The sequence below is a fragment of the Curtobacterium sp. MCBD17_034 genome, from assembly GCF_003234515.1.
Lineage (GTDB): Bacteria > Actinomycetota > Actinomycetes > Actinomycetales > Microbacteriaceae > Curtobacterium.
The window spans coordinates 166,403-179,662 of sequence record NZ_QKTN01000003.1; the positions used below are offsets into that span (position 1 = coordinate 166,403).

Consider the following 13,260-nt stretch of genomic DNA (forward strand, 5'->3'; position numbering starts at 1 on the left):
CGACGCCAACGACCAGGAGGACCCATGCGGCTCACGAAGTACAACCACGCGACCGTCGTGCTCGAGCAGGACGACGTGACGATCGTCATCGATCCCGGGACGTTCACGCCCGAGTCCGCCGAGCTCGTGCGTGGCGCGACGGCGGTGCTCGTCACGCACGAGCACTTCGACCACCTCGACACCGACGCCCTCCGCGCCGGACTCGACGCCGCCCCGGAGCTCCGCGCCTACGTGCCCGAGGGTGTCGCGGACCAGGTCGGCGGCGACCACGACGGCCGGGTCGTGACGGTCGGCGCGGGCGACACGTTCACCGTGGGCACCGTCGAGGTGCGGGTGTTCGGCGAGACCCACGCCGTCATCCACCCGGACATCCCGACGATCCCGAACGTCGGGTACCTCGTCGACGGCATCGTCTTCCACCCGGGCGACGCCTACCTCGTGCCCGGGGTCGCCGTGCCGACGCTGCTCATGCCGACGAGCGGCCCGTGGTCGCACATGCGGGAGGCCGTCGACTACGTCCGCGAGGTCCGTCCCGAGCGCGCCATCCAGATCCACGAGCTGCTCCTCAGCGAGCCCGGGCAGCAGTCGACCGTGCAGTTCCTCGGTGCGGACGGCCTCGGCGGCGTGCCGATGTCGATCCTCCCGGTCGGCGAGTCGGTCGAACTCTGACCGGGGGACGACGAGCCTGAGGACACTGACGACAGGGACGACGGTCGAGGAGTTGGCTCGGAGCATGACCGACGACCCCACGACCGCCGTCCTCTTCGACATCGACGGCACGCTCGCCGACTCGAACTACCCCCACGTGGACGCCTGGTGGCGTGCCTTCCACGCCGCGGGGCAGCCCGTCGACGCCTGGCGCATCCACCGCTGCATCGGCATGGACTCGTCGAGCCTCCTCGAAGAGCTCGTGGGCTCCGCGGACTCGGACGTCGCGAAGCAGGCGAAGGAGTTCCACACGGCGTACTACCGGGAACACTTCCAGGAGCTCCACATCCTGCCCGGCGTGCACGACCTGCTCGAGGAGGTCGCCCGCCGCGGGCACAAGGTCGTCCTCGCGACGAGCGCGCCCGAGGCCGAGCTCGCCATCCTCCGCGAGCTCCTGCAGATCGAGGACACGATCGAGGTCGTGACGAGCGGCGGTGACGTCGAGCAGGCGAAGCCGGACCCCGGGATCATCCAGCTCGCGCTCGAGCGCTCCGGGGCCGATCCCGACCACGCGATCATGGTCGGGGACTCCAAGTGGGACGTCATCGCCGCGGGCCGGGCCGGCGTCGCCGCGATCGGCGTGCTGTCCGGCGGCATCTCCGAGGCGGAGCTCCGTGAGGCCGGGGCCGTGGCGGTGTTCGACGACCCGGCCGCGATCCTCGCCGGGATCGACGACAGCCCCATCGGACAGCTGGGGGCGTGACGACGTGACCGATGTCGACGCAACGCCGTACCCGGACGACCAGGACCCCATCGACGCGACCTCCCTCGCGGGACGCGCGGACCGCATCCTCGACCCGGGGGCTGACGACGTCGCCGTGACCCGGTCGGAGGAGCGACTCGTCGTGCGCACGGATGCCGTGCCGGTGCGCCGTGTGCGGATCCGGAAGGTGATCGTGTCCGAGGAGCGGACCGTCACCGTCACCGTGCGGCGTGAGGAACTCCGTGTGGAGGAGGAGCCGCTCGACGGGACCGACGTCGTCGACCCGGGCACGGTCCTCCCGATCGGCTCGGCCGACGCACTCGAGCTGGTGTTGCACGAGGAGCAGGTGGAGGTCGTCACCCGCGTCGTCCCCGTGGAGCGCGTGCGCGTGGTCACGGACGTGGTGACCGAGCAGCGGTCACTCACCGAGACCGTCGGGCACGAGGAGGTCGACGTCGTCGACGAGGACCTGACCGACCGGCACTGAGCGGCGTGCGGGTCGGGAGGGCCGCCCGCACCTGCGAGGATGGTCCGTCGTGATCACCATCGAACGCGTCGCGTGGGAGGACCCGCGGGCCGTCGCGCTCCGCGCCGCCATGGACGACGACATGCACGCCCGGTACGGGGTCGGTGACGGCACCGAGGACCCGGCGCGCGCCGCCGAGCGGGAGCGTGCCCTCCACGTCGACCCAGAGACGGTCGTCACGGCGATCCTCGCGGTCGACGAGCGCGGCGAGGCCGTCGGGCACATCGCGGTGCGGTGGCTCGGGGACGAGCTCGAGCTCAAGCGCTTGATCGTGCTCGCGGCGGCGCGCGGGCAGGGTGCCGCCACGGCCCTCCTGGCCGAGTCGGAGGCCGTGGGGCGCGAGGTCGGCGCACACCGGCTCGTCCTGCAGACCGGTGACAAGCAGCCCGAGGCGGTCGCCCTGTACGACAAGACCGGCTGGCGTCGGATCCCGATCTACTGGGGTCCGTACGCGCGCACGATGCCGTTCTCGATCTGCTTCGACAAGCAGCTGGACTGAGGACGGCCATGCCCCAGAAGATCATCCTCGACTGCGACCCGGGCCACGACGACGCCGTGGCGATCCTGCTCGCCCACGGCAGCCCGGAGATCGAGCTGCTCGCCGTGACCACCGTCGTCGGCAACCAGACGCTCGCCAAGGTGACGCGGAACGCGCTCGCCGTCGCGCGGATCGCCGGGATCACCGACGTGCCGTTCGCGGCGGGCGCGGACCGGCCGCTCGTCCGGACCATCGAGCACGCCGCGGACATCCACGGGGAGTCCGGGCTCGACGGGCCCGTCCTCCCCGAACCGTCGATCGAGCTCGACCCCCGGCACGCCGTCGATCTCATCATCGACACAGTCATGGCGCACGAGCCGGGCACGATCACGCTCGTGCCGGTCGGTGGTCTGACGAACATCGCGCTCGCCGTCCGCAAGGAGCCGCGGATCGTCGAGCGGGTCCAGCGGGTCGTCCTCATGGGCGGCGGCGTCCACGTCGGCAACATGACCCCCGTCGCCGAGTTCAACATCGCGATCGACCCCGAGGCCGCGCAGATCGTGTTCACGGCGGGCTGGGACGTCGTCATGGTCGGGCTCGACCTCACCCACCAGGCGCTCGCGACCCCCGACATCGTCGCGCGCATCGCGGCACTCGGCACCGGGCCGGCTCGGTTCGTCGACGAGCTCACGGGGTTCTTCGCCGACGCGTACCGCGACGTGCAGGGGTTCGACGCCCCGCCCGTGCACGACCCCTGCGCGGTCGCGCACGTCATCGACCCGACGATCGTCCGGGCCGTGCGGATGCCCATCGCCGTCGAGACCACCGGTACCCTGACCACCGGCATGACCGTCGCCGACCTCCGGGCGCCCGCGCCCGAGGACTGCCGGACTTCCGCCGCGCTTGAGCTCGACCGCGACCGGTTCTGGGACCTCGTCGTCGACGCGCTCGAGCGGATCGGCGAGGGCGGCGTGGGGGCCGCGGACCCGGTCGCCGTCGCCGACGGGATCGACGCGTGACGGGCCTCCCGGCCGACGGGGCGGACACGGTCGGCACCGCTGCTCCGGATCGGGACGTCCTGGAGGCCCGCGGCCGCGTCGTCGTGGTCGGCTCGCTCAACGCGGACCTGGTCGTCCGGACCGCGCGGTTCCCCCGCGCGGGCGAGACCCTGCGCGGCGAGGACCTGCGGATCCTGCCCGGCGGCAAGAGCGCCAACCAGGCCGTCGCGGCCGGTCGGCTCGGCGGCGACGTCGCCCTCGTCGGCGCCGTGGGCGACGACGCGAACGGCCAGCTCCTGCGCGGTGCCGTGGCCGACGCCGGCGTGGACGTCGCCGGTGTGCGCGTGCTCGAGGGCAGCGCGACCGGCACCGCGGTCATCACCGTGGACGCCGCCGGCGAGAACACCATCGTCGTCTCGCCCGGGGCGAACGGGCGGCTGTCCGCCGCCGACGTCGACGCCGCCCACGGGGCGTTCGCGGCCGCGGCCGTGCTCGGACTCTGCCTCGAGGTCGACATGGAGGTCGTACTCGCGGCCGCCCGCCGTGCCCACGCCGCCGGGACCACCGTCGTGACGAACCTGTCGCCGTTCGGGCCCGTGCCCGAGGAACTCCTCGCACTGACCGACGTGCTGCTCGTCAACGAGCACGAGGCCGCGCAGCTCGTGACGCCAGCGGGAGGCACCGCGGCGGACGCGGGGGCGGACGGCGGTGCGACGGACGGCGGTGCGGAGGAGGTCGGGCGGCTCGCGGGCCTCCTGGCCGAGCGCGGGGTCGACCGCGCGGTCGTGACGACCGGGAGCGCCGGGTGCGTCGTGCTCGACCGCGGCGCGGAGCCCGTCCGCGTGCCGTCCGTCCGCGTCGACCCCGTCGACACGACGGGCTGTGGCGACGCGTTCACCGGCGCACTGGCGATGCGGCTGGCGGCCGGAGACGACCTCGTGACCGCTGCTCGGTTCGCGGTCGTGGTCGGCGCGTTCGCCGCCACCCGGCTCGGCGCGCAGTCGTCGTACCCGACAGCGAAGGAGCTCGACGCGTTCCTGGCCGACCACGCCTGAGGTCGCGTTGTCCCCCGGGCGCTCAGGCGGCCCCAGCCGGTTCGCGTAGACGAGCGGCATGACATCCAGGTTCCGAGGACAGGTCGTCGTGGTCACCGGGGCGTCGAGCGGTATCGGCCGCGCGACCGCCCACGCCTTCGCCGAGGCCGGCGCACACGTCGTGCTCGCCGCTCGGGGACGCGAGAGCCTGGAGGCCGCGGCCGAGGAGTGCCGGGGTCGCGGAGCCGAGGCGCTCGCCGTGCCCACCGACGTGTCCGACGCCGAGCAGGTCCGGGCGCTCGTCGCGGCGACCATCGCCCGGTTCGGACACATCGACGTGTTCGTCGGGAACGCCGCGCTGTTCGCGTACGGATTGTTCGAGCAGGTGCCGGACGACGCGTTCCGCCGGGTGGTCGAGACGAACCTGTTCGGGCACGTCAACGGGATCCGGGCGGTGCTCCCGCACTTCCGGGAGCGCGGACGGGGGACCTACGTGCTCGTCGGGTCGATCCAGTCGCTCCTGTCCGCGCCCTACCAGTCGGCGTACGTGACGAGCAAGCACGCGGCGCTCGGCCTGGCGGACGTCCTCGGCGACGAGTTCCGCGGGACCGACATCCACTTCCCGATGGTGCTGCCCTCGACGATCGACACGCCGATCTACCAGCACGGCGCGAACTACACGAACCAGAACTCGCACCCGATGCCGCCGGTCGTCAGTCCGCAGCGCGTGGCCAAGGCGATCATGCGGGCCGTCGTGCACCCGAAGCGGAACACCTACGTTGGGCTCGCGCAGGCCGCCCTCGTGCCGCTCGAGTTCGCGCTGCCGCCGCTGTTCCACGCGATCACGCGCCCGGCCGTCGAGATCTTCGCGCTCCGTGGGCACGGCGCCCCGAGCGACGGCAACCTCTACGGTCCCGACGACGCGTCGAACGCCACCGACGGCGGATGGCGCGCGAGTGCCCGGCGGAAGTGGGTGCCCGTCGTGCTCGGCGCCGCTGCCGTCGGGGTCGTCGCGCTCGCGGGCGGTCGTTCGCGGCGCTGACGGCGGAGCCCTCTCACGACGCTGGTAGCGCCGGCCCCTGACCCTGGTGTTGGACGCGGTCAGCCCCGACTTGCAGGTGGGGTCGTACCTGGTGGACGGGATCGGGAACCCGGTCGGGATCCTCACCGACGACGGCCAGCGGGCCTTCGCGGTCTCGTTCGACCTCTACGGGAACCGGACCGTCGTCAGCGGCGGCACGTCCCCGTGGTTCGAGTACCTGCCCTTCGGATACAAGTCGGGGATCCGCATCACCGGCGACGGACTCGTGAAGTCCGGCCTCCGCTGGTACCTCCCGGTCGCGGGCGGGTGGACGCAGGAAGACACCCTTGACGCACCCCTCGACCCCAGCAACGCCAACCGATACGCCTACACCGGGGATGATCCCCTCAATGATGCGGATTTGAGTGGACAGTTTGCCTTCACTGGAGGAGTCACAGGGTGCTACTGGGCGTGCCTCACCTTAGGTTTCGAAGCGGATACTCACGGCGACGTTGCTATCACCGGCAGCATCGGGATCGGTTCTCCCGGCCTCTCCGCCTCAGGAGGAGCAACCAGCGGCAGTGTTGGAACCGGAGGCGGCTTCAGTTGCTCCTGTTCGGCAGGCATCGGAAGCGTGGGCGTGTCCGACAGCGGCGACGTGTCAGCGTCGTTTGGCTCAAGTTACTCCACCGGTTTCTGCGACGTGGAGTACGGGGGTAGCGTGCAAGTAGCGGGTTGAACGCTTGTCGCTACCACAAACGGAGAATCATGTATAGTGGACACGGAACCAACATCATCACTACCGCTATCATCATTGTGATTGCAATCGGTATCGTTGTATACTTTGTTTCTGGTATGCGCAGGAAGAAGTAAGCGAGTGGCGGTGGTTACCCTATTCTTTTTGGCCGGAGCCACAATATTCGTTCCGGTCGTAATCTACTACTTGGTCGATTACAGGAGAACGGGAGTTTTCGCTCGAGTGAAAATGCCATGGATGGTGATTGGCCTCATCGGGGGGTTGCTTGCAGTCAGCAGCGTAGCCGTTGGCTCTTTTCTCGCACGGTGATCTTGAGCATGTGGTGAAATCGACCCGCAATGGAGCGGGAGCGGGTGCGCCAGTCATCAAGGTCCCGTGAATGCGTGCGGGTTCGTCGAATCACGACTGCGTTAGCCCGTGGCTCGACAGGATCGAGCAAGCGAAGCCGACCGATGCGAGCAAGGCCAATGACAGCAGCAGGCTGCAGCTGGCGACGGACAACCTCACCGGGCAGAGCACGCGGTACGGGTACACGGCGGGGCGGCTGACCAGCGCCACCCAGGCGGGTGGCAGCAGCAACGTGACCTGGACGTACTCGTGCAACAGCAACGGGGACCGTACCGGTGCCGCGGAGACGGGGAGCGCGACGTCGGCGCAGAACCTGACATACAACGCGGCGAACCAGATCACCTCGAGCGGGTACACGTACGACGCGGCGGGAAACCTGACCGCATCACCGGGGGTGACGTACACGTACAACGGGGCGGAGCAGATGACCAGTTCCACCATGGGTGGGAAGACCACCACGTACACCTACGCCGGTGCGGACCAGAACGAGCTGCTCAGCCAGACCACACCGGGTGGGGACTCGTACACGTACGTGTACGGCAAGAGCGGGCAGCTGCAGTCCCAGACCAGCAGCGGGCTGACGTCGTTCTTCTTCGACGACCCGACCACGGGGCAGGTCCTCGACGCGGTCAGCCCGGATCTGCAGGTGGGGTTGTACCTGGTGGACGGGATCGGGAACCCGGTCGGGGTCCTCAGCGACGACGGCCAGCGCGCCTACACGGTGTCGTTCGACCCGTACGGGAACCGGACCGTCGTCAGCGGCGGCGCGTCCCCGTGGTTCGAGTACCTGCCCTTTGGCTACAAGTCCGGGATCCGGATCACCGGCGACGGGCTCGTGAAGTTCGGCCTCCGCTGGTATCTCCCGGTCGCGGGCGGGTGGACGCAGGAGGACACCCTCGACCCCTCGACCCCAGCAACGCGAAACGTTACTCGTATGCTGGGGACGATCCGATCAATAATTCGGACCCGAACGGGCGCCTCGACAAGAGCGACTACGCCGCATCCGTCGACGCAGGGCTTACAATCATCGCCGGAGGTGTGTTCGGACTTATGGGAGCAGCGTACGGCGGCATTCTCGGTGGAGCGGTTGGCTTCGCGGTTGGTGGCTATGTAGCGGACAAGACAACGGACCTCCTATTTGGAACAAGCCAAGATTATACCGGGGACTTTCTTCAAAACCTCTTGACTCACGCGGTTCCAGATGTCTGATCCGTCCGCCAGATTCACGAAGAGACGCAAACTCGTCGGCTCGATCCTTGTGGGTTCGGGACTAGTTGCCGGCATCATCACTTTCGGACTACACCGGAGCTTCTCGCTAGATGTGTTTGCCTTCGCATTCGGGGCTTCCCTATGCGCAGCCTTCACTGGGCTCATGCTCATCCTGCGGTCTGATGCGTCTTATCGAAACCTGCCTTGGTGGCGCCGCTGAGGGACCGATCGCTCAGCTTCAGCTGGGTGCTAAGCACGCCTCGCTGGCCTCGTTCACTCCTCGTCTGCGTACCTGGTGGACGGGATCGGGAACCCCGGTCGGGGTCCTCAGCGACGACGGCCAGCGCGCCTACACGGTGTCGTTCGACCCGTACGGGAACCGGACCGTCGTCAGCGGTGGCGCGTCCCCGTGGTTCGAGTACCTGCCCTTTGGCTACAAGTCCGGGATCCGGATCACCGGCGACGGGCTCGTGAAGTTCGGCCTCCGCTGGTATCTCCCGGTCGCGGGCGGGTGGACGCAGGAGGACACCCTCGACCCCTCGACCCCAGCAACGCGAAACGTTACTCGTATGCTGGGGACGATCCGATCAATAATTCGGACCCGAACGGGCGCCTCGACAAGAGCGACTACGCCGCATCCGTCGACGCAGGGCTTACAATCATCGCCGGAGGTGTGTTCGGACTTATGGGAGCAGCGTACGGCGGCATTCTCGGTGGAGCGGTTGGCTTCGCGGTTGGTGGCTATGTAGCGGACAAGACAACGGACCTCCTATTTGGAACAAGCCAAGATTATACCGGGGACTTTCTTCAAAACCTCTTGACTCACGCGGTTCCAGATGTCTGATCCGTCCGCCAGATTCACGAAGAGACGCAAACTCGTCGGCTCGATCCTTGTGGGTTCGGGACTAGTTGCCGGCATCATCACTTTCGGACTACACCGGAGCTTCTCGCTAGATGTGTTTGCCTTCGCATTCGGGGCTTCCCTATGCGCAGCCTTCACTGGGCTCATGCTCATCCTGCGGTCTGATGCGTCTTATCGAAACCTGCCTTGGTGGCGCCGCTGAGGGACCGATCGCTCAGCTTCAGCTGGGTGCTAAGCACGCCTCGCTGGCCTCGTTCACTCCTCGTCTGCGTACCTGGTGGACGGGATCGGGAACCCCGGTCGGGGTCCTCAGCGACGACGGCCAGCGCGCCTACACGGTGTCGTTCGACCCGTACGGGAACCGGACCGTCGTCAGCGGTGGCACGTCCCCGTGGTTCGAGTACCTGCCCTTCGGATACAAAACCGGAATCCGGATCACCGGCGACGGGCTCGTGAAGTTCGGCCAACGCTGGTACCTGCCCGTCGCGGGCGGGTGGACGCAGGAGGATACCCTCGACGCGCCCCTCGACCCCAGCAACGCCAACAGGTACGCATTTGCGGGCGACGACCCGATCAATAACAGCGATCCGTCCGGCAAAAGTATCCTCGGGGCGGTCGTCTCTGGAGCAGTCGACGCTCTGTCTGTCGCTGGAACTGCGGTCGGCTGCGCCCTCCTGGCGGGAGTTGGATGCCTCGTCGCAGGTATAGTCGCGGGCGCAGTATTCGGGGGACTCGGCGGAATCGCCGGGGGAGCGATTGACGGTGACAGCGGATCTGCCTTGACAGAGGATGGGCTAGAGGGAGCTGCAGCAGGTGCAGCAGGTGGTCTGGTCGGCGGATTGGTAGGTAAGGGAATTGGCTCCATTCTCAGCGCACGCGAGTGAATCTTCTGGTTCAGCTGTGATGAAAGGTTACGAGTAATCATGGGTGGAGCCCAATGGGCCGTGTTGGCACTCATATTCTGCGTGGCTGTTTTGGGGCTAACACTGATTATCTTTGCCTCGTTGTCGTCGGCTCGCTCCACTGACGGGAACCGCAAGCTATTTGCTAGAGAAAATGGGTTCCGTCCCTGGGTGGGGATGGGTCTAATTCTAATCAGCGGCGCTAGTCTCATAATCTTTGCCGCCAGCTTGCGCTAGCTGTTGTGGGTCATGGCGTTGTAGACGCTGGTGCAGGGTGAAGAAGCGGGCCCGTTGCCGGAAGTTGGGATTGGGGACGAAGCGCTCCTGACCGCAAGGAACCGCTTCTTGACCCACCGCAACGCCCCGCTGTCTATTGCGGGTCGCCGCCGACTCGTCGACCGTTGCCGGACCTGGCCCATCGCCCACGTCGCGGCGGAAATGTGGATTTCTCGTGCAAGCGCATCGAAGTGGGTGAACCGTTCGCGAGTGTACGGCGAGGCCGGTCTCGAGGACCGGCCTTCAGCCCCGCATCGGTCCCCGACAGCGACGCCAGCGTCGGTGGTGACTGGATCGAGCAGCTCCGGCGGACGTGCAAACACTCCGCACGTCGCATCGTGGTCGAGCTCGCCGCCCACGACGTGCGGATGTCGGTACGGAACGTTCGTCGGCGGTCTCTGCAAGACCGCGCTAGGAGTAGCAGCGCCAGAGTCTGGTGGGGCATCATTCCTCGCGACGCCTGGGTGTGCTACTGCCACTGAGCTGTCGTCGCGCTATTATTCTGCCTACTATGATGACCTGTGGGGCTGACGTATGTTGACCCGCTTCGAGATCAGCAAGCGTATCCTGCGGCAGCGCGCCTACAACTTCGTCTCGTTACTGGCAGTGATATTGGCGGCAGGAACGGCGCTGGAGACAATTGACCATTATGGCAGCGGTGCAAAGGCAATAAATCAGGCCTTTTGGGTTTCTTGGTGTTTCGTAGCGGTTGCAGGTCTGGGTGGTCTGTGCCTTTCCATCAGGTCAATGAAGAAGCTCATCGCTTTACACGCTGAGCTGCGCCGGCGCTTTTGACACAGCCGACCACGGGCCGGTGGTAGATGCGGTCAGTCCGGATCTGCGGGTGAGGTTGTACCTGGGGGACGGGATTGGGCGAATGCTGTCCCGCACTGTGATGCCAGCAACGCCGCCCGTGCGTCCAGCGTCCACCAGGATCCGGGTGCGCCGACGGCGCATCTGCACGAGTTGCACGACCCGGACCGGTACTACGTCGCCGCCGTCGTGATCGACGAGGACGATGCCGCGGCTCTCGACGCAGTCCGAGCCGCGGCGCGATCCATCGCCTCGCGCTGCTCGTCGTGGACGGCTCCCACACCAGCGGAGCCAGGGCACCCTCGCGGAGCTCGTGAAGCGGTGCGAGTCATCGAGGAAGCGAGGCGATCACGCCCTCGGAACCGGCGCGACGTGATGCCGGGGCGGAGCGAGCCGCGTGGCCACCCGTCGCGGTGCCCGTGGACGACGCGCAGCACGAGGCCCCGGATCCGTCCGGACCCGGGGCCTCGTACTGTGCTCGGTCAGATCGTGGGCGAGTCCTCGTCCAGGTCCTCACCCTCGGCCTGCGAGGGCGCGTCCATGCCACCGTGCGTGGTGGCGTCCGCCTCGTCCTCGCCGCCGGCTTCTGATGTCGTGCGGGCCATGTCGGCCTCCTTCCGTGTGACGGGACGTGTGCCCGTCGAGGGTCACTGTGACGCGGCCGTGGGGGCCGGGTCACCATCCCGATGATGGCCCGGAGTGGTGTCGGTGCCCCGCAGTCTCGGCTCGTCCTCAGGGAGCCCGGGAGCCCGCGCCGTCCGAGCCGTCGCGCCCGGCCAGCCGACCGCTCGGCTCGGGATCGCGGGTGCGCGGAGCATGGTGAACCCGCGCCGGAACCACCGGTACCAGGGGAGGCCCGCGCGGCCGTGGGATCCGAGCGTGCGGAGCGCCTTGCGCGTGCGGACCACCAGCCCGCGGCGGTCCCGCAGCGGGTCGCTCGAGATCTCGGCGCGCAGTCCCGGATCGACGACGACGCGCCACGCCGGGTCGAGGTGGAGGCTCAGGTCGACGTCGTCGTGGAGCGCCGGGTCACGACGGTCCACCCGTGCGGACACGCGGGTCCAGGCCGCGCGCGTGAACGCGGTGTTCGAGCCGAAGACCGGCGGTCGTGCGAGCGCGAGCCACATGAGCACGAAGTACGCCCGCATGTACGCGAGCTGCCAGAACGCGCGCGGGATCGGGCCGAGGTCCCGGAACCGCCCTGGTCCGGTCACCGCGACCACGCGCGGGTCCTCGAAGGCCCGGAGCGCACGGTCGACCCAGTCGGGCGGCAGCACCGAGTCCGCGTCGACGCGGGCGATCAGGTCGCCGGAGGCCGCGTCGTATCCGCGTGACGCCGCAGCCGCGATCCCCCGGACCGGCTCGTGGAGCACGGTGGCACCGGCCGCGAGGGCGACGGCGACGCTGTCGTCGGTGCTGCCGTTGTCGACGACGATGACCTCGTCGACGGGCACGGTCTGCACCGCGACGGACGCGAGGCACCGTCGGAGCACGGAGGCGTCATCGAGGACGGGGACCACCATCGACACGTGAGGTCGACGGTGGTCCCCGTCACGGCGGCGGCGTCGGCCGCCGGAGCGCGTCACTCCTTGTTTCGCCGGTCCTGCGACAGGGCGGCCTTCTGCTCGACCTTGTTCGGGGTCGGGGTGGTGCCGTAGTAGCGGGCGTCGACCAGCGTGGGCGGGGGCATCGGCACCGAGGTGGTGGGCCCGTCGTGGTACGTGTACTCGCCCTTGCCGTCGAACGAGGGGCCGCTCGCCCAGCGCCCCTCGGCCGCGGCGGCGCCGTCGGAGAAGTTGAGGTACTGGTAGTTGACCTCCTGGTCCTCCTTCTTCTGCGCGAAGTTGCTCGGGACCGGGAAGTCCTCGTAGCCCTCTTCGCGGAGCTCGGCGGCGGCGGTCGCCCACATGTTCTGGTGCATGGTGTCGCGCGCGATGAGGAACGACAGCAGGTCGCGGATCCCGTGGTCGTCCGTCATGTGGTAGAGCCGAGCAGCCTGGATGCGTCCCTGCATCTCCGCGTTCTCGTTCGCCGTGAAGTCGGCGAGGAGGTTGCCACTCGCCGTGATGTACGAGCCCTGCCACGGGTTCCCGTTGCTGTCGACGGGGCGCGCGCCGGCGCCGGCGACGATCGCGTGCTGGACGTCCATGCCTCCGATGACGGCGGCGACGGTCGGGTCGTCCTGCACGGCCTCCTTGGTGATGCCGAGCGGGGCCTTCTCGAGCAGCTGGGCGATCATCGTCGCGAGCATCTCGACGTGACCGAGCTCCTCGGCGCCGATCCCGAAGACGAGGTCCCGGTACTTGCCGGGGATGTGCATGTTCCAGGCCTGGAACTGGTACTGCAGCGCGACCGAGATCTCGCCGTACTGGCCACCGAGGACCTCCTGCAGCTTCCGCGCGTAGACGGCGTCGGGCTTGCTCGGCGTGGACTTGAACTGCAATTCCTGCTTGTGGAAGTACATCCTGTGTCTCTCCTTCAGCTCGCGTCGGTGCCGGGCGGGTCCCGACGCTCACGACGCGTGGTCTGGACCGTAGGCCGCGTTCCCTCGCCACCCATGCAGGTTGTCCCCCGTCGGACGGGAGGCGCGGTGCGGCCCCGCCCCGGCCCTCCCGTCCGGATCTC

Annotated in this window: 15 protein-coding genes and 1 pseudogene; 13 read left to right on the forward strand and 3 right to left on the reverse strand. The window is 68.4% G+C overall.

Annotated features, from left to right (window positions below):
• Positions 1-24 precede the first annotated feature (24 nt).
• From DEI92_RS07530 to DEI92_RS16320, 13 genes and pseudogenes are all read left to right on the forward strand, one after another.
• A complete protein-coding gene (locus DEI92_RS07530) occupies positions 25-669 on the forward strand; it encodes an MBL fold metallo-hydrolase (RefSeq protein ID WP_111013023.1) in 645 nt (214 codons plus the stop codon).
• Between the two features lie 64 nt (positions 670-733).
• Positions 734-1,411 carry an HAD family hydrolase gene (locus tag DEI92_RS07535; protein ID WP_111010670.1) on the forward strand — a complete coding sequence of 226 codons (678 nt, stop codon included), beginning with the start codon at positions 734-736 and terminating at the stop codon, positions 1,409-1,411.
• Positions 1,412-1,415: 4 nt separating this feature from the next.
• Positions 1,416-1,898, forward strand: coding sequence for a DUF2382 domain-containing protein (locus tag DEI92_RS07540; protein WP_181434746.1), 483 nt, complete (start codon positions 1,416-1,418; stop codon positions 1,896-1,898).
• Between the two features lie 49 nt (positions 1,899-1,947).
• A complete protein-coding gene (locus DEI92_RS07545; RefSeq protein ID WP_258370119.1) occupies positions 1,948-2,436 on the forward strand; it encodes a GNAT family N-acetyltransferase in 489 nt (162 codons plus the stop codon).
• 8 nt (positions 2,437-2,444) lie between these two features.
• On the forward strand, positions 2,445-3,434 hold the full coding sequence (locus DEI92_RS07550) for a nucleoside hydrolase (RefSeq protein ID WP_111013025.1): 990 nt from the start codon (positions 2,445-2,447) through the stop codon (positions 3,432-3,434).
• 59 nt (positions 3,435-3,493) lie between these two features.
• Positions 3,494-4,468 (forward strand): ribokinase, encoded by a 975-nt coding sequence (locus DEI92_RS07555; RefSeq protein WP_111013188.1) that lies wholly within the window; start codon positions 3,494-3,496, stop codon positions 4,466-4,468.
• Positions 4,469-4,526: 58 nt separating this feature from the next.
• Positions 4,527-5,489, forward strand: coding sequence for an SDR family NAD(P)-dependent oxidoreductase (locus tag DEI92_RS07560; RefSeq protein ID WP_111013026.1), 963 nt, complete (start codon positions 4,527-4,529; stop codon positions 5,487-5,489).
• 46 nt (positions 5,490-5,535) lie between these two features.
• Positions 5,536-6,207 carry an RHS repeat-associated core domain-containing protein gene (locus tag DEI92_RS07565; protein WP_181434748.1) on the forward strand — a complete coding sequence of 224 codons (672 nt, stop codon included), beginning with the start codon at positions 5,536-5,538 and terminating at the stop codon, positions 6,205-6,207.
• A 397-nt stretch (positions 6,208-6,604) separates the two neighbouring features.
• Positions 6,605-7,687, forward strand: coding sequence for a hypothetical protein (locus DEI92_RS07575; RefSeq protein ID WP_146249128.1), 1,083 nt, complete (start codon positions 6,605-6,607; stop codon positions 7,685-7,687).
• A 277-nt stretch (positions 7,688-7,964) separates the two neighbouring features.
• Positions 7,965-8,531 carry a hypothetical protein gene (locus DEI92_RS07580; protein WP_111013030.1) on the forward strand — a complete coding sequence of 189 codons (567 nt, stop codon included), beginning with the start codon at positions 7,965-7,967 and terminating at the stop codon, positions 8,529-8,531.
• Positions 8,532-8,808: 277 nt separating this feature from the next.
• Positions 8,809-9,528 (forward strand): RHS repeat-associated core domain-containing protein, encoded by a 720-nt coding sequence (locus DEI92_RS07585; RefSeq protein ID WP_181434750.1) that lies wholly within the window; start codon positions 8,809-8,811, stop codon positions 9,526-9,528.
• Between the two features lie 363 nt (positions 9,529-9,891).
• Positions 9,892-10,214 (forward strand): annotated as a pseudogene (locus DEI92_RS16685) (helix-turn-helix domain-containing protein); the annotation flags it as partial.
• Between the two features lie 142 nt (positions 10,215-10,356).
• Positions 10,357-10,617, forward strand: a complete 261-nt coding sequence (locus DEI92_RS16320) for a hypothetical protein (RefSeq protein WP_146249129.1) — start codon at positions 10,357-10,359, stop codon at positions 10,615-10,617.
• A 500-nt stretch (positions 10,618-11,117) separates the two neighbouring features.
• On the opposite strand, the gene DEI92_RS16845 is transcribed toward DEI92_RS16320, so the two are convergent.
• The 3 genes from DEI92_RS16845 to DEI92_RS07600 are packed head-to-tail and all read right to left on the reverse strand — an operon-like array spanning position 11,118 to position 13,099.
• Entirely contained in the window at positions 11,118-11,240 is a 123-nt protein-coding gene (locus DEI92_RS16845) for a hypothetical protein (RefSeq protein ID WP_258370120.1), read from the reverse strand.
• A gap of 42 nt (positions 11,241-11,282) precedes the next feature.
• The gene (locus DEI92_RS07595; protein WP_258370140.1) at positions 11,283-12,158 is read right to left on the reverse strand and encodes a glycosyltransferase family 2 protein; all 876 of its coding nucleotides are present in this window, start codon (positions 12,156-12,158) and stop codon (positions 11,283-11,285) included.
• Between the two features lie 59 nt (positions 12,159-12,217).
• On the reverse strand, positions 12,218-13,099 hold the full coding sequence (locus DEI92_RS07600) for a manganese catalase family protein (RefSeq protein WP_111010678.1): 882 nt from the start codon (positions 13,097-13,099) through the stop codon (positions 12,218-12,220).
• Between the last annotated feature and the right edge of the window lie 161 nt (positions 13,100-13,260).

What these genes read in the sequence shown, in the direction of transcription:
- DEI92_RS07530 (WP_111013023.1), top strand. Translation starts at nt 25, where the DNA reads ATGCGGCTCACGAAGTACAACCACGCGACCGTCGTGCTCGAGCAGGAC.
- DEI92_RS07535 (WP_111010670.1), top strand. Translation starts at nt 734, where the DNA reads ATGACCGACGACCCCACGACCGCCGTCCTCTTCGACATCGACGGCACG.
- DEI92_RS07550 (WP_111013025.1), top strand. Translation starts at nt 2,445, where the DNA reads ATGCCCCAGAAGATCATCCTCGACTGCGACCCGGGCCACGACGACGCC.
- DEI92_RS07560 (WP_111013026.1), top strand. Translation starts at nt 4,527, where the DNA reads ATGACATCCAGGTTCCGAGGACAGGTCGTCGTGGTCACCGGGGCGTCG.
- DEI92_RS07575 (WP_146249128.1), top strand. Translation starts at nt 6,605, where the DNA reads ATGCGTGCGGGTTCGTCGAATCACGACTGCGTTAGCCCGTGGCTCGAC.
- DEI92_RS07580 (WP_111013030.1), top strand. Translation starts at nt 7,965, where the DNA reads ATGCGTCTTATCGAAACCTGCCTTGGTGGCGCCGCTGAGGGACCGATC.
- DEI92_RS07585 (WP_181434750.1), top strand. Translation starts at nt 8,809, where the DNA reads ATGCGTCTTATCGAAACCTGCCTTGGTGGCGCCGCTGAGGGACCGATC.
- DEI92_RS16320 (WP_146249129.1), top strand. Translation starts at nt 10,357, where the DNA reads ATGTTGACCCGCTTCGAGATCAGCAAGCGTATCCTGCGGCAGCGCGCC.
- DEI92_RS16845 (WP_258370120.1), bottom strand. Translation starts at nt 11,240, where the DNA reads ATGGCCCGCACGACATCAGAAGCCGGCGGCGAGGACGAGGCGGACGCC.
- DEI92_RS07595 (WP_258370140.1), bottom strand. Translation starts at nt 12,158, where the DNA reads ATGGTGGTCCCCGTCCTCGATGACGCCTCCGTGCTCCGACGGTGCCTC.
- DEI92_RS07600 (WP_111010678.1), bottom strand. Translation starts at nt 13,099, where the DNA reads ATGTACTTCCACAAGCAGGAATTGCAGTTCAAGTCCACGCCGAGCAAG.